The sequence below is a fragment of the Streptomyces sp. genome (assembly GCF_036566765.1).
Lineage (GTDB): Bacteria > Actinomycetota > Actinomycetes > Streptomycetales > Streptomycetaceae > Streptomyces.
The window spans coordinates 1-19,106 of the sequence record NZ_DATCVQ010000462.1 but is presented as its reverse complement, the minus strand read 5'-3'; the positions used below and the strand labels follow the sequence as shown (position 1 = coordinate 19,106).

Here is a 19,106-nt window from a genome sequence, read left to right as displayed (position 1 = left end):
GTTCGGCGGACTGCCCCGCCGCGTCCGCCAGGCCAGCCTCGCCCCGCAGCTGCGGGACGCCTCGGCCGGCGGCTCCCCGGACGCCGGCCCGTCCGGCCCGGCCGAGCCGGACGTCGAGCGCGACGCCGAGGACGTGCGCCGCCGCATGGCCTCGATGCAGCGCGGCTGGCAGCGCGGACGACGGCAGAACGCCGAGACAGCACCAGGAACGACACCCGAGGGGGACGGTCGATGACCGCATCGAACGCCGCAGCATCCAACGGCTCCGGAAGCAGCAACGGCGAGCTGAACTGGCTCCTCGACGAACTGGTCCAGCGGGTCGGGTCGATCCGGAAGGCCCTGGTGCTCTCCGGCGACGGGCTCGCGACCGGCGCCTCGAAAGATCTGACCCGCGAGGACGGCGAGCACCTCGCCGCCGTCGCCTCCGGCTTCCACAGCCTCGCCAAGGGCGTCGGCCGCCACTTCGACGCGGGGAAGGTCCGCCAGACCGTCGTCGAGCTCGATGACGCCTTCCTCTTCGTCACCGCGGCGGGCGACGGCAGCTGCCTCGCCGTCCTGGCGGACGCCGACTCCGACGTCGGCCAGGTCGCCTACGAGATGACGCTGATGGTGAAGCGGGTCGGCGCCCACCTCACCACGGCGCCCCGGTCCGGTCTGCACGCCGGAGGGTGAGTGGATGGCATGAGTGACACAGGCCGCCGGGAGCGAAGAGCGCAGCAGCCCCACCACTGGTACGACGACGACGCCGGACCGGTGGTCCGGCCGTACGCGATGACCCGTGGCCGGACCAGCTCGGCCAGCCGCCACCGCCTCGACCTGATCGCGGTGGTGGTGCCCGAACCGGCGGCCGACGACCCCGGCCGCGACCAGTCGCTCTCGCCGGAGCACGTCGAGATCGTCGAACGCTGTGGCGACCTCCCGCAGTCCATCGCCGAGCTCGCCGCCGGACTCGACCTCCCCGTCGGGGTGGTCCGGGTCCTCGTCGGCGATCTCGTCGAGGAGGAACTCGTCCATGTGACCCGCCCCGTTCCGCCGGCCGAGCTGCCGGATGTGAGCATCCTTCGCGAGGTGATCAATGGCCTTCGGGCGCTCTAGCCGCAAGCCGGCCCCGGTCGAGCCGGTGACCCTGAAGATCCTGGTCGCCGGGGGATTCGGGGTCGGCAAGACCACCCTGGTGGGGGCGGTCAGCGAGATCAAGCCGCTGCGCACCGAGGAGCGGCTCAGCGAGGCGGGACGGCCGGTCGACGACCTGCACGGCGTCGAGGCCAAGTCCACGACCACGGTCGCCATGGACTTCGGCCGGATCACCCTGCGCGAGGACCTCGTCCTGTACCTCTTCGGCACGCCCGGTCAGGACCGGTTCTGGTTCCTCTGGGACGAGCTGGCGCAGGGCGCGCTCGGCGCGATCGTCCTCGCGGACACCCGCCGCCTGGAGGACAGCTTCGCCGCGATCGACTACTTCGAGCGGCGCGGCATCCCGTTCACGGTTGCGGTCAACTGCTTCGAGGGCGCGGCGCGGTTCCCCGCCGAGAGCGTGCGCGGGGCACTGGACCTGGACCCGGAGGTGGAGCTCGTGATGTGCGACGCCCGCGACCGGGAGTCGGTCAAGAACGTCCTGGTGACCGTGGTCGAGCACGCGCTCGTCCTCGCCGACCGCGCCCGCGAGCCGGCCACGACCTGACACGGCGCGGCGCAGCCGGGACACGACGAGAGGCGCCCAGGAGCACGGCCGCACCCCCACCGACAGGGGTACGGCCGTGCGTTCATGGGCGGGGGCGATCCGGGGGATCCGCCCCTACGCGTCGTCCTCCCAGCCGAAGCTCCGCTCGACCGCCTTGCGCCACTTCGCGTACTCGCGCTCGCGCGCCTCCCCGGGCATCCGCGGCGACCACTCGACGTCCGCCCGCCAGTGCGTCTTCAGCTCGTCCAGGCCCGACCAGACGCCGGTCGCGAGCCCGGCCGCGTACGCGGCGCCCAGGCAGGTCGTCTCGGAGACCCGCGGCCGGATCACCGGCACGCCCAGGACGTCCGCCTGATGCTGCATCAGCAGGCTGTTCGCGGTCATCCCGCCGTCGACCTTCAGCGTCGTGATCGGCACCCCGCTGTCCTGGTACATCGCGTCCACGACCTCGCGGGTCTGCCAGCTCGTCGCCTCGAGCACGGCCCGCGCCAGATGCGCCTTGGTGACGTACCGGGTGAGGCCGGTGACCACGCCGCGCGCGTCCGCGCGCCAGTACGGGGCGTAGAGCCCGGAGAACGCCGGCACGATGTACGCGCCGCCGTTGTCGTCCACGCTCGCCGCCAGCGTCTCGATCTCCGCCGCGCTGTCGATGATCCCGAGCTGGTCGCGGAACCACTGCACCAGCGCTCCGGTGATCGCGATCGACCCCTCCAGGCAGTACACCGGCGCCTGGTCGCCGATCCGGTAGCCGACCGTGGTGATCAGCCCGCTCTTCGACGGCACCGGCCGGTTCCCGGTGTTGAGCAGCAGGAAGCTCCCGGTGCCGTACGTGTTCTTCGCGGTGCCCGGGTCGTAGCAGGCCTGCCCGAACACCGCGGCCTGCTGGTCGCCGAGCGCCGAGGCGACCGGCACCCCGGCGAGCTGCCCGACCGCAGTGCCGTACACCTCGGCGGACGACCTGATCTCCGGGAGCATCGCCGCCGGGATCCGCATCGCGTCGAGGATCTCCGGGTCCCACTCCAGGGTCTCCAGATTCATCAGCATGGTCCGGGACGCGTTGGTCACGTCCGTGACGTGCACGCCGCCGTCGACGCCGCCGGTGAGGTTCCAGATCAGCCAGGTGTCGATGGTGCCGAACGCGATCTCGCCGCGCTCGGCCCGCTCCCGCAGCCCCGGCGTCTCGTCGAGGAGCCAGGCCGCCTTCGGCCCGGAGAAGTAGCTGGCCAGCGGCAGCCCGGTGGCATCGCGGAAACGATCCTGCCCGTCCGTGCCGCCGAGCTCCGTACACAGCGCCGCGGTCCGGGTGTCCTGCCAGACGATCGCGTGGTGCACCGGCCGCCCGGTGGCCCGGTCCCATAGCACGGTCGTCTCGCGCTGGTTGGTGATGCCGAGCGCGCTCAGTTGGTCGGCGCGCAGCCCGGCCCTGGCGAGGGCCCCGGCGACGACGCCCTGGACCCGGTCCCAGATCTCCTCGGCGTCGTGCTCGACCCAGCCGGGCCGGGGGAAGATCTGCTCGTGCTCGCGCTGGTCCACTGCGACGATCGAGCCGTTCTGGTCGAAGACGATGCAGCGGCTGGACGTGGTGCCCTGGTCGATCGCGGCGACGTACGAGTCCGTCATGACGGTCTCCTTGATGCGGATGGGGCGGCTTGTGGGCGGCCGGCGATGGCGGGGGCCGTTCGGGAGGGCGGCCCGTTCAGAAGGCTGCGTTGAACAGGACCCCGGCGAGCAGCCCGCCGATCAGCGGCCCGGCGACCGGGATCCACGCGTAACCCCAGTCCGAGGTGCCCTTGTTGGGGATCGGCAGTACGGCATGGGCGATCCGCGGCCCCAGGTCCCGGGCCGGGTTGATGGCGTACCCGGTCGGTCCGCCCAGCGACAGGCCGATCCCGACGACCAGCAGCGACACCAGCAGGATCGAGATGCCGGAGCCGTAGATCCCGGCGTCGAGCCCGGGGATCTGCCCGACGCCGATGCCGTCGTTCCGGCCGAACGCGAGGATCGGCAGCACGAGCGCGACGGTCGCGATGATCTCGGTGACCAGGTTGGCCGCCGGATTGCGGATCTCGGGGCCGGTCGAGAAGATGCCGAGCGTCGGCTGCGCGTGCGTCTCGTCCGCGTTCGCGGCGAACTGCGCGTAGTACACGAGCCAGGCCAGTACGGCGCCGAGGATCGCGCCGACCATCTGCCCGAGGATGTACAGCGGGACCTTGTCCCACTCCCCGGTGTCCACGGCGACGCCCACCGTGACCGCGGGGTTGAGATGGCCGCCCGAGAGCGGCGCGGCCGTATAGGCGCCGGCCAGGACGGCGAAGCCCCAGCCGAAGGCGATGACCACCCAGCCGGCGGCTCTCGCCTTGGAGAAGCGCAGCGTGACGGCGGCGCACACGCCGGCGCCGAAGAGGATCAGGATCGCTGTTCCGATGGTCTCGCCGAGGAAGATGTCTCCGTTGCTCATGGCGGCTCCAGCTCCGGGTGGGAACGGTTCCATGACAGGGGGGAGCGATGAGACGGCAGTCTTCAGCGGTCCTGAGAGAGCGTCAAGGGATGTGACAACACGCCCAGTTCAGGCGGGACGCGGTGGACATCGGGGTCCGAAACGCCAAGCACGAGGGGCCGAACGCCAAGCGCGGGGGCCGCATGCGGACCCCCCGCCCTCAGCGCACCGCCACCACCGCCGACCCGTGCCCGAACAGCCCCTGGTTCGCCGTGATCCCGACCCGCGCCCCCGCCACCTGCCGGTCGCCCGCCGCGCCTCGCAACTGCCAGGTGAGCTCGCAGACCTGAGCGATCGCCTGCGCCGGCACGGCCTCGCCGAACGAGGCGAGCCCGCCGCTCGCGTTGACCGGGATCCGTCCGCCGAGCGCCGTCGCCCCCTCCCGTACCAGCTTCGCTCCCTCGCCCGGCGCGCACAGCCCGATGTCCTCGTACCACTCCAACTCAAGTGCGGTGGACAGGTCGTACACCTCGGCGAGCGACAGGTCCTCGGGCCCGATGCCCGCCTCCTCGTACGCGGCCCGCGCGATCGAGGCGCGGAAGCTGTGCGCGGCCGGCGCGACGGCGACCGCCGAGTCCGTGGCGATGTCGGGCAGGTCGAGCACCGCCTTCGGGTAGGTCGGGGTCACCGTGGAGACCGCGCGGATGCGGACCGGGTCGGGACGCCCGTGCCGCCGGGCGAACTCCATGCTGGACAGGACCAGCGCCGCCCCGCCGTCCGAGGTCGCGCAGATGTCGAGCAGTCGCAGCGGATCGGCGACCACCGCCGAGGCTGCCACCTCCTCGGCGGTCACCGCCTTGCGGTAGCGGGCCCGCGGATTGAGCGCGCCGGCCGCCGCGTTCTTCACCTTGACCTGCGCGAAGTCCTCGACGGTGTCGCCGTGCAGGGCCATCCGGCGGCGGGCGTAGAGCGCGAAGTACGCCGGGTTGGTCGCGCCCAGGACCCGGAAGCGCAGCCAGTCCGGATCGTCCGGCCGGTCCCCGCCGGGCGGGGCGAAGAACCCCTTGGGCGCCGCGTCCGCGCCCACCACCAGGACCACGTCCGCCAGCCCGGCGAGGATCTGCGCCCGCGCCGTGCCGATCGCCTGCGCGCCGGACGCGCACGCCGCGTACACGCTGGTGACCCGCGCCCCCTGCCAGCCGAGGGCCTGCGCGAACGTGGCGCCCGCGACGTACCCCGGATACCCGCCGCGCACGGTGTCCGCGCCGACGATCGCGCCCACGTCCCGCCAGTCGAGGCCGGCGTCGGCCAGCGCCTCGCGGGCCGCCGCCCGCCCGTACGCGACGAAACTCCTGCCCCACTTGCCCCACGGGTGCATCCCCGCGCCCAGTACCGCGACGTCGCCGGTCATCGCGCCGCCTCCCCGTTCTCGTCGGCCGCGTCGACCGGCCGCCAATGCCAGGTCGTCCAGACGTGCGTGTCGTCCTCGTTGAGCACCCCGGGGACCGCCTCGACCTCGGATCCGATCGGCAGATCGGCCACGGTCACGCCCGGCGCGGCCTGCCCGAGGACCACCATCGCCTCGGCGGCCAGTTCCACGGCGACCAGGGTGTACGGCTCCCAGGGCGTGTCCGGGTCGGAGACGTACGGCGCGGGCGGCCGGTAGCGGCCGTCGGTGCAGGACCAGACCCTGCCCCGCGGGGAGAGCGGCGTCTCGGCGAGCTCGCCGTCGCCCGGGCAGCCGGGATTGCGGCAGAAGTCGTCCTCGCGGGGGAAGAAGACCGAGGCGCAGGCCGTGCAGCGGGTGCCGAGGAGCCGGAACCGTGGCTCGTCGTCCCCGGTGAACCACCCGGTCACCACCGGTCTGCGTGTCCGTGTCACGAAGGCCTCCCGTATCACGATCTGACGAAGCGTCAGAAGTCTGCCACGGAAGGGCGGACGAGAGAACCGCGGAGGCCGGATCCGCGTCCTGACGCAAGAAGGCGGCCGGCCGGGACCCACGGGGGTGGTCCCGACCGGCCGCCTCTCCTTCGAGCGATCGGGCGATCAGTGCCCGGCGACCGAGCGGCGCGCCACCGGGAAGTCGAAGAACGTGCTCGGGAACGGCTCCGGCTTGAAGGTGAAGTGCCACCACTCCTCGGGCAGGTTCACGAAGCCGCGCGCCGTCAGCGTCGACTTCAGCAGCTGCCGGTTGGCCCGCTGCGCGCCCTGGACGCGCGGGTCATCGGTGTGCGACAGCGTGTCGAAACAGTCGTACCCGGTGCCCATGTCCACCGAGTTGTCCGGGAACCGCTCCGCCTGAGGCCCGTAGCACGGGGTGAGCGGCTCGCCCGGCTCGTACGGACGCGTGGGCGCGGCCGGGAGTCGCACGATCGTGAGGTCGACCGTCGAGCCGCGACTGTGACCGGACTTCTCCGCGATGTAACCGTCCTCGAACAGCCGCGACTTGTCGACGAGCGGGTAGAACTCGGCCTTCATCCGCTCGTCCGCCAGGTCCTTCGCCCAGCGCACGAAGTGGTCGACGGCCCGCTGTGGCCGGTAACAGTCGTACACCTTCAGCGAGTAGCCCTGCGCGAGCAGCGCGACCTGCGCGCGGTGCAGGGCCTCGGCCGCGGGGCGGGTGAGGATGCAGAGCGGCTGCCGGTAGCCGTCCACCGGCTCGCCCAGGAAGTTGTGCTCGGTGGTGTAGCGCATCTCCTGAATGATCGTCCGGTCGACGGAGCTCAGCGCCACGAACTCCTGCGGAGCCTTGGGTTCGGGCGTCGCCCGGGCCGACGGCACGGCGGCCGTGGCGGCGAGCAGACCGGCGGCGGCGAACACGCCGAGGGCACGGAAAGCGGAAGCAAGTCCTGTCATGGGGACCGTCTATCAGGTTCGCGAGGGCGCGGGAAAGACCACGAGGCTACGGTCCTCATCGTGAACTCCGAGAAGAACACCATGAACTCGCACTGCTCGTACTGCGGCGCGCAGTACCCGGAAGGCGCCGCCTGGCCCCGAGCCTGTGCCGCCTGCGGGGGAGTGACGTACCGCAACCCGCTGCCGGTCGCGGTCGCCCTGCTGCCCGTCGATGGGGCCGGACTCGTCGTCATCACCCGCACCATCGAACCCGCGCGCGGCCGGGTCGCCCTGCCCGGCGGCTTCATCGACCACGGCGAGGACTGGCGCGCGGCGGTGGTGCGCGAACTGCGCGAGGAGACCGGCATCGAGGCGGAGGCGGAAGACGTCCGCCTGGCCGACGCCCTGAGCTCCCCGACCGACCACCTCCTGCTCTTCGGCCTCCTCCCGACGCGCGAGGCTGCGACGCTCCCACCCCCGGCCCCCACGAACGAGACCACGGGCTGGCACGTCCTCACCGAGCCGACCGACCTCGGCTTCCCCCTCCACACGGAGGCGGCACGGCGCTGGTTCGCGGGGGAGTACGGGTGAGCCGGACCTCAGGAGCAGGCACCGGCAGGGCCGGCCCCGGAACGTCCCCCACGGCACCACCGACGATCCGGCTCGCAGGCCGCCCGGCGTCAGCCGCCCTGACCCTCACAGGCGGGGCCTGCCTCAGCCGCTGACCCTCGGAGGCACGGCCTGCCTCACCCGCTCCTGACCCTCACACGCAGGTCCCGTACCTCCTCCGTGCCCGCCTCCGTCACGCGCTCCACCACCACGCGGCCGTTCACCAGACGCGTGGAGTAGCGCTCGATCTCCGCCGACTCCCAGCCGTCGCCCCGGTCCCGGACGACCAGGCCACCGCCGGTCCGGCCCGCCGCCGGGGCCCACACCTCCAGCTCCAGCGCGCCGTCCTCCTCGCCCCGTACCGGAATCACCGCGCCCGCCCGGGCCAGCACCGGCACCCGCGACAGCGGGGCGTCGAGGAGTACCTGGCCGGGGCCCTCGTACGCCCGCTCCGTCGCCGTGTCGTACCAGCGGCCGCGCGGCAGCCGCACCGCCCTCCGGTCCGCGCCCCGCGCGAACACCGGCGCGACCAGCAGCGCGTCGCCCAGCAGGAACGCGTCCTCACAGTCCCGCAGCGCCCGGTCCTCGGGCGCCCCCCACCACACCGGCCGCACATACGGCGCTCCGGTCAGCCGGGCCAGCTGCGCCAGCGTCACGAAGTACGGCCGCATCCGCTCCCGCTCGGCGAGCGCCGCCCGCGCGTGCTCCAGGACCTCCGCCCCGAACTCCCACGGCTCGCGCCGCCCCGCGTCGATCGCCGCGTGCGTGCGGAACAGCGGCAGCCACGCCCCCAGCTGGTACCAGCGCAGGAACAGCTCCGGCGACGGGCTCCCGTCGAACCCGCCCACGTCCGGCCCCGAGTACGGCACCCCGCACAGCCCGAGCCCGAGCACCAGCGACAGCGAGGCCCGCAGCCCCGGCCACCCCGTCGACACGTCGCCCGACCAGGTCCCGCCGTACCGCTGCATGCCCGCCCACCCCGAGCGGGTGAACAGGAACGGCCGCTCCGCCGGACGCAGCGCGCGCAGCCCCTCGTACCCCGCCCGGGCCATCGCGAGCCCGTACACGTTGTGCGCCTCGCGGTGGTCGCCGCCCCGGCCCTCCAGCGCGTGCCGCGCCGAGCGGGGCAGGGTCATGTCACCGAAGGGGGCGAAGGAGACCGGCTCGTTCATGTCGTGCCACACCCCGGAGAACCCCTGCGCGAGCCGCTCCTCGTACAGCCCGCCCCACCACTCCCGCACCGCCGGATCGGTGAAGTCCGGATAGACGCACTCGCCCGGCCACACCACCCCGCGGACCTCCTGCCCGCGCGGGTCCCGGACGAACGCCCCGGCCGCGGCGCCGGAGTCGTACACCGCGTTCCCCGGCTCCGCCTTCACCGCCGGGTCGACGATCGACACCAGCCGTACGCCCTGCTCCCGCAGCTCGGCCGCCAGGCCCGGCAGATCGGGGAAGCGCTCCCGGTCCACGGTGAACACCTGATGCTCGTCGTAGTGGTCGATGTCCAGGTGCACGGCGGACAGCGGCAGACCGCGCTCCCGGTACCCGGCCACCACCCGCCGCACCTCCCGCTCGCTGCCGAAGCCCCAGCGCGCGTGCTGCGGGCCCAGCGCCCAGGCCGGCGGCAGCGCCGGCGCACCGGTCAGCGCCGCCCAGCCGTGCAGCACCCGCGCGGGCGTGCCCACCACGACCCAGCAGCGCAGCGGGCCGCCGCCCATCCGGACCTCGCTCGTGCCCGGCCGGTCGTGTCCGGAGCCCGCGCCCTCCTCGCCCTCGGCGAGGGTGACCCGCCCGTCCCAGGAGTTGTCGTGGAAGGCCAGATGCGTGCCCGCGTCGGAGACCACGAACTGCACCGGCATGGTGAGGTACAGCGGATCGTCGGCGGTCGAGAAGCCCCCCTTGGGGTCCGTGTTCCACAGCCGGTACGTGCCGTCCCGCAGCCGCGGCCCGGACGCCCGGCCGCCGAGCCCGAAGAACCGCGCGTCCGCCGGCACCTCGCTGCGCTGCACCCACCGCGCCGGACCGCCCGCCACCGGCTCCCACCAGCGCGGCGGCAGATCCCGGCGCAGTAATACACCACCCGGGGTACGGACCTCCACGGCCCCGTGCCGCGAAACGGCGACGGTCACCCGCTCCGACACCACGCGCCAGCCGCCGTCCGTGTCCGGCTCGAACCGTGCCCGCGCGTCCGGCTCGGGCGGCTCGCCGGCCAGCGCGTACGAGGGCAGCGGCGCAGCCCCGTCCCAGCCCCAGAACACCGTGCCCCCTACCGACACGCTCACCCGCAGCTCGGACCGGGCGAACCGGACGATCCCGCCGCCCGGCATGGGCTCCGCCTCCCCGACCGGGCCCGGCACCCTGGCCCGCTCGGCCCCGCGCGCCGGCAGCCCCCAGGCGTCCGTACGGCGCCGGCGCAGCGCCGCCCGCAGCCCCTGCCAACCGCGCACCGTGCCCAGCACCCGTACCGAACGCACTACATCCACCCCGAGCCCCAGCCCACGACCATTCATGACTCTCCACCCTGCCACCCGACAGAGCCTTGGCGAGGTCCGTTCAACTGCCGTTCACCCGTGGTGAGAGCACATATTCAGCTGCCGGACCATGGGCGGGGAACCCTGGTGCGAAAGAGGATCACATGGCATCGTCCCTGTCAGCCGCGTCACGCGCACACCCCAGCACGTGCGCGGACCACGCAGACCCCGCGTAGGAGCCAGGGAGCATCCCCATGACGTCATCGCCGACCGAGCCGCTGTGGCAGCCGGACCAGGACCGCATCGCCTCGGCCGCGGTCACCCGCTTCCAGGCGTGGGCCGCCGAACGCTTCGGCGCCCCCGCCGACGGCGGATACCCGGCCCTGCACGAGTGGTCCGTGACCGAACTCGAGACGTTCTGGCAGGCCGTCGCCGAGTGGTTCGACATCCGCTTCGACACGCCGTACGAGCGGGTCCTCGGCGACCGCGCGATGCCCGGCGCCGACTGGTTCCCCGGCGCCACCCTCAACTACGCCGAGCACGCCCTGCGCACCGCCGACGAACGCCCCCACGACACGGCCCTCCTCCATGTGGACGAGACACACGAGCCCGTGCCGGTGACCTGGGCCAAGCTCCGCCGCCAGGTCGGCTCCCTCGCCGCCGAGCTCCGCGCCCTCGGCGTACGCCCCGGCGACCGGGTCAGCGGCTACCTGCCGAACATCCCGCAGGCCGTCGTCGCCCTCCTCGCCTCGGCCGCGGTCGGCGCGGTGTGGACCTCCTGCGCCCCGGACTTCGGCGCGCGCAGCGTGCTCGACCGCTTCCAGCAGGTCGAGCCGGTGGTCCTGTTCACGGTGGACGGCTACCGCTACGGCGGCAAGGAGCACGACCGCCGCGAGACGGTGGCGGAACTGCGCGCGGAACTGCCGACGCTCCGCGCGGTGGTCCACATCCCGCTCCTGGGCACGGAGGCCCCGGAAGGCGCCCTGAACTGGCAGGACCTGGTGTCGACGGACGCGGACCCGCTCTTCGAGCAGGTCGGCTTCGCCCACCCCCTCTGGATCCTGTACTCCTCCGGCACGACGGGCCTGCCGAAGGCGATCGTCCAGTCGCAGGGCGGCATCCTGCTGGAGCACTACAAGCAGCTGGGCCTGCACTGCGACCTGGGCCCGGAGGATGTGTTCTTCTGGTACACCTCCACGGGCTGGATGATGTGGAACTTCCTGGTCTCAGGCCTGCTCACCGGCACCACGGTGGTCGTGTACGACGGCAGCCCGGGCTACCCGGACACGGCGGCGCAGTGGCGCATCGCGGAACGCACCGGCGCGACGCTGTACGGCACGTCGGCGGCGTATGTGATGGCCTGCGCGAAGGCGGACGTGCACCCCGGCAGGGACTTCGACCTGACGCGAGTGAAATGCGTGGCCACAACCGGCTCCCCCCTCCCGCCGGACGGCTTCCGCTGGCTGCACGACGAAGTCCGCGAGGACCTGTGGATCGCGTCGGTCAGCGGCGGCACGGACGTCTGCTCCTGCTTCGCGGGCGCGGTCCCGACGCTCCCCGTCCACATCGGCGAACTCCAGGCCGCCTGCCTGGGCACGGACCTCCAGTCCTGGGACCCGGCCGGCAAGCCGCTGGTGGGCGAGGTCGGCGAACTGGTCGTGACGAACCCCATGCCGTCCATGCCGATCCACTTCTGGAACGACCCCGACGGCAGCCGCTACCGGGACAGCTACTTCGACATGTACCCGGGCGTCTGGCGACACGGCGACTGGATCACGATCACCGACCACGGCTCGGTCGTCATCCACGGCCGCTCCGACTCCACGCTCAACCGCCAGGGCGTCCGGATGGGCAGCGCGGACATCTACGAGGCGGTCGAACGCCTCCCGGAGATCCGCGAGTCCCTGGTCATCGGCCTTGAGGAGCCCAACGGCGGCTACTGGATGCCGCTCTTCGTCCACCTGGCGGACGGCGCGACCCTGGACGAAGCCCTGATCGCCCGCATCAAACAAACCCTCCGCACCGAACTCTCCCCCCGCCACGTCCCCGACGACATCATCGAAGTCCCGGCAATCCCCCACACACTGACAGGCAAGCGCCTGGAAGTCCCCGTCAAACGCCTCCTGGGCGGCACCCCCCTGACCAAGGCCGTCAACCCAGGCTCGGTAGACGACCTCCACCTCCTGGACTTCTACACAACCCTCCGCAAACCGACGAAGTAAGCGCGAACGACGAGGGGCCGCCGCTCAACGGGGCGCGGCGAGCCCCGGTCTCGCCCCCGCCCCACCTGGCGGCGCGAGCCCCGGTCTCTGCGCGGAGCTGCCGCTTCGCGGGGCGGGGAGCCGCAAGCGCCACCACCCCCACCCACCAGCGGCGCGAAGCTGCCGCCTCGGGGGTACGGGGGCGGAGCCCCCGGTCTCGTCAGAGTTTCGGGAAGGGGTGGGGTGGGGGAGTCCAAAGCACCCGCACCCCGCACCCGCACCCCGCGGCCCCCCTCACCCCCCATACGTCGCCTCCCCCTCCCCCAACACCCCCGCAAACTCCCCCGCCAACCGCCCGGCATCCCCCACACCCAGCCCCGCCGTCGTGATCCGTACCGCCGGCGGTGACGCGATGCGGAAGCGCGCGCCCGCGGCGACCCACCAGCCTCGCGAACGCAGCCCGTTCACCACGGCCGACTCGTCCCGCACCGGTACCCACACGTTCAGCCCGCTCGCCCCCACCGCGCCGATCCCGTACGAAGCCAGCGCGCCGATCAGGGCGGAGCGCCGCTCCGAGTACGCCGCCTCGCCCGCCGCGACCAGCCGCGCCACGGACTCGTCCGCCAGCAGCCCGGCAACCGTCTCCTGCAGCACATGGCTGACCCACCCGGACGTCATCAGCAACCGCCCGTCGTGCCGCGCCAGTGTCGCCGCGTCGCACGCGACCCCCGCCCAGCGCAGGTCCACCCCCAGATGCTTGGACGCCGTCCGCACCTGCGCCCACCGCGGCACCGAGCCCGCCAGCGCGCATGCCCCCCGCGCCCCCGCCACGTCCGCGTTGTGGTCGTCCTCGATCACCAGCACCTCGGGGAACCCCGAAAGCACCGCCACCAACTCGTCCCGCCGCGACGGCGTGAGGTACGCGCCCGTCGGGCACTGCCCCCGCGGACTGCACACGACCGCCCGCACCCCACCCCGCAGCGCCGCCCGCAGCGCCTGCGGCTCCATCCCCTCCCCGTCCACCGCGACCGGCACCGCCCGCAGCCCCAACGCCGGTACCAGGTCGAGCAAGTGATGGAACCCGGGGTCCTCGACCGCCACACCGTCCCCCGGCCGCAGCTCCACCGACAGCAGCCGCGCGACGCAGTCCAGCGCCCCGTGCGCGAAGGTCACATGCTCCGCCGGCACCCCGTCCCGCGCGAACCACGCCCGCGTCAGCTCCTCCAACCGCTCAAGCCGCGGCGACGCCCGGTGCGAACCGACCACCGGCCGCACCAACGCCGGCGGCCGCAACTCCGGCAGGAACGCCGGATCGGGATGCCCTCCCGCCAGGTCCCGCAACCCCTCCGGCACCTTCGGCGGCCGCCGCGACGCCACCGACGGCGCGCTCGCCACCACCGTCCCGCCGCGCCCGCGCGTCACGACGACACCCCGCTGCCGCAGCTCCTTGTACGCGGTGGCCACGGTCCCCGCACTCACCCCCAACCCCTCCGCCAACACCCGCACCGGCGGCAACGCGTCCCCCGGCGTCAACCCGCCCTCGGCCACGCCGCGTTCGACCGACGCGGCAATCCCCTTGGCCGTCGCCCCACTGATCGCATAGTTTTGTGCTGCCACGTACTCAACTCTGTATCAATACAAATCAAAAAACAAGAGCAGGACAGGCAACAAGAGGGGGACCCGTGACCAACCGCCCCACCCGGTACCGGTCAGCACTGCACCACCGCATTCCAGGAGGCCGCGACGGCCGCCGCATGCTGCTCGTCGCCCTGATCGACAAGATCGGCACCGGCCTCTGGGCCGCCTCCACCGCGCTCTACTTCACGTACGTCACGGGCCTCGGCATCGCCCAGATCGGCATCCTCGTCGGCGTCGCCGGCGGCATCGGCATCGCGGGAGCCCCACTCGCCGGCCGCCTCGCCGACCGCTTCCCGGTCACCCGCATCCTCATCGCCGCCCAACTCCTGCGCGCCGCCGCCCTCCTGGCGCTCCTCACCACCGACGACTACATCCTGCTCGTCCTGTACTCCGCCCTCGGCGCCGTACCCGACCGCGCCACCAACGTCCTCACCAAGCTGTACGCCGCCCGCGCCGCCGGCCCCGAACGCGTCCGCTACCAGGCCATCAACCGCACCGTCGCCAACGTCGGCTGGGCCATCGGCGGACTGGCCGCCGCAGCCGCCCTCTCCGCCGCCACCAGCACCGTCTACCAGCTCCTGCTGGTCGGCAACGCGCTCTCGTACGCCGTGATGGCCGGCCTCACCTTCACCTGCGCCGAACCGCCCGCACCGTCGCGCGTCGTCGCGAAGTCGGCCCCGGCCTCAGCAGCAGCAGGCAACACCCCCGAGGCGACCGAGGCGACCGAGGCGTCCCCTCCGTCCCCCTGGCGCGACCGCACCTTCCTCGCGTTCACCGCCACCGAGACCGCGCTCTTCCTCGACGACACGATCCTTCAGGTCGCGATGCCGCTCTGGATCGTCCACGCCACGGACGCCCCCGTCGGCCTCGCCCCGCTGCTCCTCGTCCTCAACAGCGTCCTCGTGGTCCTCTTCCAGGTCCCCCTCTCCCGCTTCGGCGCCACCACCAGCGCCGCCCGCAGGTTGCTCATCCCGCTGGCCTGCCTGTTCGTCGCGGGCACGCTCGCGCTCGCCGCATCCGCCGCCGACGGCCGCTGGACCGCGGTGACCGCCCTCGTCGTCGGAGCCGTCGCGCTCACCTTCGCCGAGATGGTCCACGCCACCGCGTCCTGGGAACTCTCCGTCGCCCTCGCCCCCGACGACGCCCAGGGCGCGTACCTCGGCGTGCACGGCCTCGCCGGCTCCACCCAGCGCTGCGTCGGCCCGCTGCTGCTCACCGCCGTGATCGCCACCGGCCCGCTGGCCTGGCCGCTGCTCGGCGCCGGCCTCGCTGCCAGCTGCGCCGTCCAGTACCGCCTGGTCCGCGCGAAGGCCGCCGAACGGTCACTGTCAGTGCCGACGGTTACGGTGAGTGAGCACTGATCGAGATGCGCGCACGACGCACCACAGGGGGAGACATGCGCACCACACGCAGGACGAAGACCGGCATGAGGACCAACGACAAAGCGAGGAACAAGAGGACCAACGGCAAAGCGGGGAACAAGAGGAACAACGGGAACAAGCGGAACGGGCCGCCGACGCCCGCATCCCTCCGTCACACCCTCCGCCGCACGCTCCGCCGCGAAGTCGCCCGCGCCGTCGGCCTCCTCGTCGACGCGGAGGACTTCGCGACCATGGGCGGCCGCTACCCCAGCTTCCCCTTCGACGACCACCCCGCCTACCTCGCCGAAGCAGACCGCCTCCTCAAGGCCCTCGCCGCCCAGGGCGGCCACACCACCGTCGCCCTCTTCGACCCCGAGGACTACGCCGACTACTGCGCCGACACCGGAATCGACCCGGACACCCCGGCCGCCCGCAGCCGCTACACCGCCGAACTCACCGCCACCGGCGCCCACATGGCGTACACGGGCCAGCCCATGACCGACCTGATCCCCACCCTCGTCGACACCGCCGTCCGGCAGGCCACCCACCAGTACGCCGCCCTCCTCCTCGCCGACGCAGGCGACTGCGCCGACTGCGGTCAGGACATCGGCCGCGCCTCCCACACTCGGGCCGTCCTCCTCCTGCGGCGACTCCTCGACATCGCAGGACCCGGCATCCACCACCTCGTCTGCAGCGTCCCCGCGCCCGAGGAGACCCTCCTCGCCGTCCTCCACGTGGAGACGGGCCCCACGCACCCCGCCCCACTCGATCCCACCGGCCCCTGCGCCGAGTTCGTCACCGTCCTCGCCGCCGGCATCGCCCTCCAAGGACCCGGGGGACTGGTCCTGCGCACCGCCCGACCCGGCGCCCGCGACCGCCTGCACGGCTGGCGACTCGACCGCGGCGGCCTGCTCCCGCTCACCGAGGCGGAGGTCTTCAATGCCTACTGCACGGACGCGGACACCGGCGAACCCCTCGCACCCGAACCCCACGTCGACTACCGCGCCGGCTTCGACGTGATTCCCGACGCCCCCTGGCCCGACCACCACTGAAATGCCGAGGGGCTCCCCGCCACGATGTGGCGAGAAGCCCCTCGGCTCCAGGAACCGCGTACGGTCCCTCCGGCTCACTCCCCGGACAGCACCGCCTGCGCGGCCACCCGCGCCTCGTCGGCGGAGTCCGCCGCACGCGCCGCGGCCGCCGCACGCTCGCACTGCGCCAGCGTGTACTTCGCCAGCGTCGCCCGCACATACGGAATCGACGCCGCGCCCATCGACAAGGAGGTGACGCCCAGACCCGTCAGCACACACGCCAGCAGCGGATCCGACGCGGCCTCACCGCACACGCCGCAGCTCTTGCCCTCGGCCCTCGCGGCGTCCGCCGACAGCGCGACGAGGTCGAGCAGCGCCGGCTGCCACGGGTCCTGCAGCCGCGACACCGCACCGACCTGCCGGTCGGCGGCGAAGGTGTACTGCGCGAGGTCGTTGGTGCCCAGCGACAGGAACTCGACCTCCTGCAGGATCGAGCGCGCCCGCAGCGCGGCGGACGGAATCTCCACCATCGCGCCGAACTTCGCCCGCAGCCCGGCCGCCCGACACGCGTCCGCGAACGCCTTCGCGTCCGCACGGTCGGCCACCATCGGCGCCATGACCTCGAGGTAGACCGGCAGCCCCTCGACCGCCTTCGCCAGCGCGGTCAGCTGCGTCCGCAGCACCTCGGGGTGATCCAGCAGGGTCCGCAGACCCCGCACGCCCAGCGCGGGGTTCGGCTCGTCCGCCGGCGTCAGGAACTCCAGCGGCTTGTCGGCGCCCGCGTCGAGCACGCGCACGACCACACGCCCCTCGGGGAACGCCTCAAGGACCTTCCGGTACGCCTCGTACTGCTTCTCCTCGGACGGCGCCTTCTTGCTGTCGTCCAGGAACAGGAACTCCGTACGGAACAGACCGACGCCCTCGGCGCCCGCCTCGACCGCCGCCGGAACGTCCGCCGGACCGCCCACGTTCGCCAGCAGCGGTACCTTGTGCCCGTCCGACGTCGCACCCGGACCGCTCGAAGCAGCAAGGGCGGCCTTGCGCTCGGCGGCCGCCTGCTCGAGCCCGGCGCGCTTCTCGGCGCTCGGCTCGACGAAGAGCTCGCCCGTGCTGCCGTCCACCGCGATCACCGTGCCCTCGGCCAACTCGCAGGCGCCCGGCAGCGCCACCACGGCCGGCACGCCCAGCGCCCGCGCGAGGATCGCGCTGTGGCTGGTCGGCCCGCCCTCCTCGGTGACGAACCCGAGCACCAGCGTCGGGTCGAGCAGCGCCGTGTCCGCGGGAGCGAGGTCCCGCGCGATCAGCACGTACGGCTCGTCACTGTCCGGCACACCCGGCATCGGCACACCCAGCAGCCGCGCCACGATCCGGTTCCGCACGTCGTCCAGGTCGGCGACCCGGCCCGCCATGTACTCGCCCGCACCCGCGAGCAGCTCGCGGTAGTGCGAGAAGGCGTCGTAGATGCCGCGCTCGGCCGTGCTGCCCACGGCGATACGACGGTCCACGTCCGCGATGAGCTCGGGGTCCTGGGCGATCATCGCCTGGGCCTCCAGCACATGCTGCGCCTCCCCACCGGCCAGATTGCCGCGCGCGATCAGATCGGCCGCCACAGCCTCCACGGCCTTGCGGGCGCGCCCCTGCTCGCGTTCCGCCTCTTCGGCGGGAATCTGCTTGGCCGGCGGCTCCAGGACCGCCGTGCCCATGTGCCGGACCTCGCCGATGGCCACCCCATGGCTGACACCGACGCCTCGCAGCGTTGTCTCCATCTCACCCGTCTCCGATAGAGCGGCGGCACCCGGCCGCCGCGATGAATGTCGTACGCGTGGTCGTCACCGAGGACGAGCGCGGCGTCAGCTCCAGCTGAAGAGCTCGTCGCCGGACTTCACGTCACCGTCGTCGACGACACCGGAGAGCGAGTCGGCCGTGGCCTCCAGGGCCACGACGGGGCTGATGGGGGACTTGCCCGCGGCCTCCACCTCAGCCGGGTTCCACCGGATGAGCGCCTGTCCGCGCGTCACGGTGTCCCCCTTGTTCACGAGCAGCTCGAAACCCTGCCCGTTGAGCTGAACGGTGTCGATCCCGAGGTGCGTCAGCACACCGTGCCCCTCGTCGTCGACGACGACGAACGCGTGCGGGTGCAGAGAGACGACGACCCCGTCCACGGGAGAGACCGCCTCGGAGGGCTCGCGTACGGGGTCGATGGCGGTACCGGGACCGACCATCGCACCGGAGAAGACGGGGTCGGGTACTGCAGCAAGACCGATGGCGCGTCCAGCGAGTGGCGACGTCACGGTTGTCATGGGAAGCCTCCCAGGGGCGGAGATTGTGTGGCGCCGTCACTACCTGTCCCGGACGGCGTACTGGTCAGAAGCGTATGTCATGGGAAGTCCCGGTTCCGCCCGACTGGTACCGCTTGATACCGGTTGGTGGACCTGAGGGACTACCGGAAACGATTTGCCTCCACTGGCGACGGGATGTACTGTCGTACTCCTGCCTGACCCCAACGCGGCTTTGAGTCGTGGGTCGGCAGCACCTGCCAAGCCAGATCCTAACCCCAGTGGTCTACACCTCTGCGTGCCCTCGTGCCCGCCGGGGAGTGGTCGGGGGGAGGAATAAAGCCTGGTAATGTTTGACCCCGCCGAAGGGAAACGCGAAAGCGAATTCCAATTCGGCAGCCCGCTCCAGCGGGTGGCAGAAACGGGAAATCGGATCTGCTAAGCTGGAAACACGAAAGACCGAAGGGAAAAGCCCGGAGGAAAGCCCGAGAGGGTGAGTACGAAGGAAGCGTCCGTTCCTTGAGAACTCAACAGCGTGCCAAAAATCAACGCCAGATTAGTTGATA

The 19,106-nt window shown here is 72.6% G+C and carries 17 protein-coding genes; 8 read left to right on the top strand and 9 right to left on the bottom strand.

Going from position 1 to position 19,106, the window contains the following annotated elements; genetic code table 11:
- The 4 genes from VIU94_RS27460 to VIU94_RS27445 all read left to right on the top strand — a co-directional run.
- The coding region (locus tag VIU94_RS27460; protein ID WP_331915152.1) for a hypothetical protein at positions 1-235 on the top strand (235 nt) is incomplete at its 5' end.
- A complete protein-coding gene (locus VIU94_RS27455) occupies positions 232-672 on the top strand; it encodes a roadblock/LC7 domain-containing protein (protein WP_331915150.1) in 441 nt (146 codons plus the stop codon). The genes VIU94_RS27460 and VIU94_RS27455, both read left to right, overlap by 4 nt.
- Before the next feature lie 9 nt (positions 673-681).
- Entirely contained in the window at positions 682-1,095 is a 414-nt protein-coding gene (locus VIU94_RS27450; protein ID WP_331915148.1) for a DUF742 domain-containing protein, read from the top strand.
- Positions 1,076-1,681, top strand: coding sequence for a GTP-binding protein (locus VIU94_RS27445; RefSeq protein WP_331915146.1), 606 nt, complete (start codon positions 1,076-1,078; stop codon positions 1,679-1,681). The genes VIU94_RS27450 and VIU94_RS27445 overlap by 20 nt, the downstream gene beginning before the upstream one ends.
- A gap of 114 nt (positions 1,682-1,795) precedes the next feature.
- On the opposite strand, the gene glpK is transcribed toward VIU94_RS27445, so the two are convergent.
- The 5 genes from glpK to VIU94_RS27420 form a co-directional block, all read right to left on the bottom strand.
- The gene (gene glpK / locus VIU94_RS27440) at positions 1,796-3,301 is read right to left on the bottom strand and encodes a glycerol kinase GlpK (protein WP_331915144.1); all 1,506 of its coding nucleotides are present in this window, start codon (positions 3,299-3,301) and stop codon (positions 1,796-1,798) included.
- 76 nt (positions 3,302-3,377) lie between these two features.
- Entirely contained in the window at positions 3,378-4,139 is a 762-nt protein-coding gene (locus VIU94_RS27435; RefSeq protein ID WP_331915142.1) for an MIP/aquaporin family protein, read from the bottom strand.
- A gap of 199 nt (positions 4,140-4,338) precedes the next feature.
- On the bottom strand, positions 4,339-5,529 hold the full coding sequence (locus VIU94_RS27430) for a lipid-transfer protein (protein WP_331915140.1): 1,191 nt from the start codon (positions 5,527-5,529) through the stop codon (positions 4,339-4,341).
- On the bottom strand, positions 5,526-5,999 hold the full coding sequence (locus tag VIU94_RS27425; RefSeq protein WP_331915138.1) for a Zn-ribbon domain-containing OB-fold protein: 474 nt from the start codon (positions 5,997-5,999) through the stop codon (positions 5,526-5,528). The genes VIU94_RS27430 and VIU94_RS27425 overlap by 4 nt, the downstream gene beginning before the upstream one ends.
- Positions 6,000-6,164: 165 nt before the next feature.
- Entirely contained in the window at positions 6,165-6,974 is an 810-nt protein-coding gene (locus tag VIU94_RS27420) for a M15 family metallopeptidase (protein WP_331915136.1), read from the bottom strand.
- Between the two features lie 81 nt (positions 6,975-7,055).
- Here VIU94_RS27420 and VIU94_RS27415 point away from each other — a divergent pair, with 81 nt between their 5' ends.
- Complete coding sequence (locus VIU94_RS27415) at positions 7,056-7,544, top strand: NUDIX domain-containing protein (RefSeq protein WP_331915154.1); 489 nt, start codon at positions 7,056-7,058, stop codon at positions 7,542-7,544.
- Positions 7,545-7,699: 155 nt separating this feature from the next.
- Here VIU94_RS27415 and VIU94_RS27410 read toward each other — a convergent pair whose 3' ends face one another.
- The gene (locus VIU94_RS27410) at positions 7,700-10,072 is read right to left on the bottom strand and encodes a glycoside hydrolase family 31 protein (RefSeq protein WP_331915134.1); all 2,373 of its coding nucleotides are present in this window, start codon (positions 10,070-10,072) and stop codon (positions 7,700-7,702) included.
- Positions 10,073-10,287: 215 nt separating this feature from the next.
- Here VIU94_RS27410 and VIU94_RS27405 point away from each other — a divergent pair, with 215 nt between their 5' ends.
- Positions 10,288-12,255: an acetoacetate--CoA ligase gene (locus VIU94_RS27405; protein ID WP_331915132.1), complete on the top strand. Its 1,968-nt coding sequence runs from the start codon at positions 10,288-10,290 to the stop codon at positions 12,253-12,255.
- A 273-nt stretch (positions 12,256-12,528) separates the two neighbouring features.
- Here the strand turns inward: VIU94_RS27405 and VIU94_RS27400 are convergent, their stop codons facing one another.
- On the bottom strand, positions 12,529-13,851 hold the full coding sequence (locus tag VIU94_RS27400) for a GntR family transcriptional regulator (RefSeq protein WP_331915130.1): 1,323 nt from the start codon (positions 13,849-13,851) through the stop codon (positions 12,529-12,531).
- Between the two features lie 65 nt (positions 13,852-13,916).
- On the opposite strand from VIU94_RS27400, the gene VIU94_RS27395 reads away from it, so the two are divergent.
- Both VIU94_RS27395 and VIU94_RS27390 read left to right on the top strand, forming a co-directional pair.
- On the top strand, positions 13,917-15,233 hold the full coding sequence (locus tag VIU94_RS27395) for an MFS transporter (protein ID WP_331915128.1): 1,317 nt from the start codon (positions 13,917-13,919) through the stop codon (positions 15,231-15,233).
- Between the two features lie 65 nt (positions 15,234-15,298).
- Positions 15,299-16,285 (top strand): DUF8829 domain-containing protein, encoded by a 987-nt coding sequence (locus VIU94_RS27390; RefSeq protein WP_414721024.1) that lies wholly within the window; start codon positions 15,299-15,301, stop codon positions 16,283-16,285.
- A gap of 74 nt (positions 16,286-16,359) precedes the next feature.
- On the opposite strand, the gene ptsP is transcribed toward VIU94_RS27390, so the two are convergent.
- A complete protein-coding gene (gene ptsP / locus VIU94_RS27385) occupies positions 16,360-18,030 on the bottom strand; it encodes a phosphoenolpyruvate--protein phosphotransferase (RefSeq protein ID WP_331915124.1) in 1,671 nt (556 codons plus the stop codon).
- Between the two features lie 84 nt (positions 18,031-18,114).
- Entirely contained in the window at positions 18,115-18,564 is a 450-nt protein-coding gene (locus VIU94_RS27380; RefSeq protein ID WP_331915122.1) for a PTS sugar transporter subunit IIA, read from the bottom strand.
- Positions 18,565-19,106 lie beyond the last annotated feature (542 nt).

What these genes read in the sequence shown, in the direction of transcription:
- VIU94_RS27455 (WP_331915150.1), top strand. Translation starts at nt 232, where the DNA reads ATGACCGCATCGAACGCCGCAGCATCCAACGGCTCCGGAAGCAGCAAC.
- VIU94_RS27450 (WP_331915148.1), top strand. Translation starts at nt 682, where the DNA reads ATGAGTGACACAGGCCGCCGGGAGCGAAGAGCGCAGCAGCCCCACCAC.
- VIU94_RS27445 (WP_331915146.1), top strand. Translation starts at nt 1,076, where the DNA reads ATGGCCTTCGGGCGCTCTAGCCGCAAGCCGGCCCCGGTCGAGCCGGTG.
- glpK (WP_331915144.1), bottom strand. Translation starts at nt 3,301, where the DNA reads ATGACGGACTCGTACGTCGCCGCGATCGACCAGGGCACCACGTCCAGC.
- VIU94_RS27435 (WP_331915142.1), bottom strand. Translation starts at nt 4,139, where the DNA reads ATGAGCAACGGAGACATCTTCCTCGGCGAGACCATCGGAACAGCGATC.
- VIU94_RS27430 (WP_331915140.1), bottom strand. Translation starts at nt 5,529, where the DNA reads ATGACCGGCGACGTCGCGGTACTGGGCGCGGGGATGCACCCGTGGGGC.
- VIU94_RS27420 (WP_331915136.1), bottom strand. Translation starts at nt 6,974, where the DNA reads ATGACAGGACTTGCTTCCGCTTTCCGTGCCCTCGGCGTGTTCGCCGCC.
- VIU94_RS27415 (WP_331915154.1), top strand. Translation starts at nt 7,056, where the DNA reads ATGAACTCGCACTGCTCGTACTGCGGCGCGCAGTACCCGGAAGGCGCC.
- VIU94_RS27410 (WP_331915134.1), bottom strand. Translation starts at nt 10,072, where the DNA reads ATGAATGGTCGTGGGCTGGGGCTCGGGGTGGATGTAGTGCGTTCGGTA.
- VIU94_RS27405 (WP_331915132.1), top strand. Translation starts at nt 10,288, where the DNA reads ATGACGTCATCGCCGACCGAGCCGCTGTGGCAGCCGGACCAGGACCGC.
- VIU94_RS27390 (WP_414721024.1), top strand. Translation starts at nt 15,299, where the DNA reads ATGAGGACCAACGACAAAGCGAGGAACAAGAGGACCAACGGCAAAGCG.
- ptsP (WP_331915124.1), bottom strand. Translation starts at nt 18,030, where the DNA reads ATGGAGACAACGCTGCGAGGCGTCGGTGTCAGCCATGGGGTGGCCATC.
- VIU94_RS27380 (WP_331915122.1), bottom strand. Translation starts at nt 18,564, where the DNA reads ATGACAACCGTGACGTCGCCACTCGCTGGACGCGCCATCGGTCTTGCT.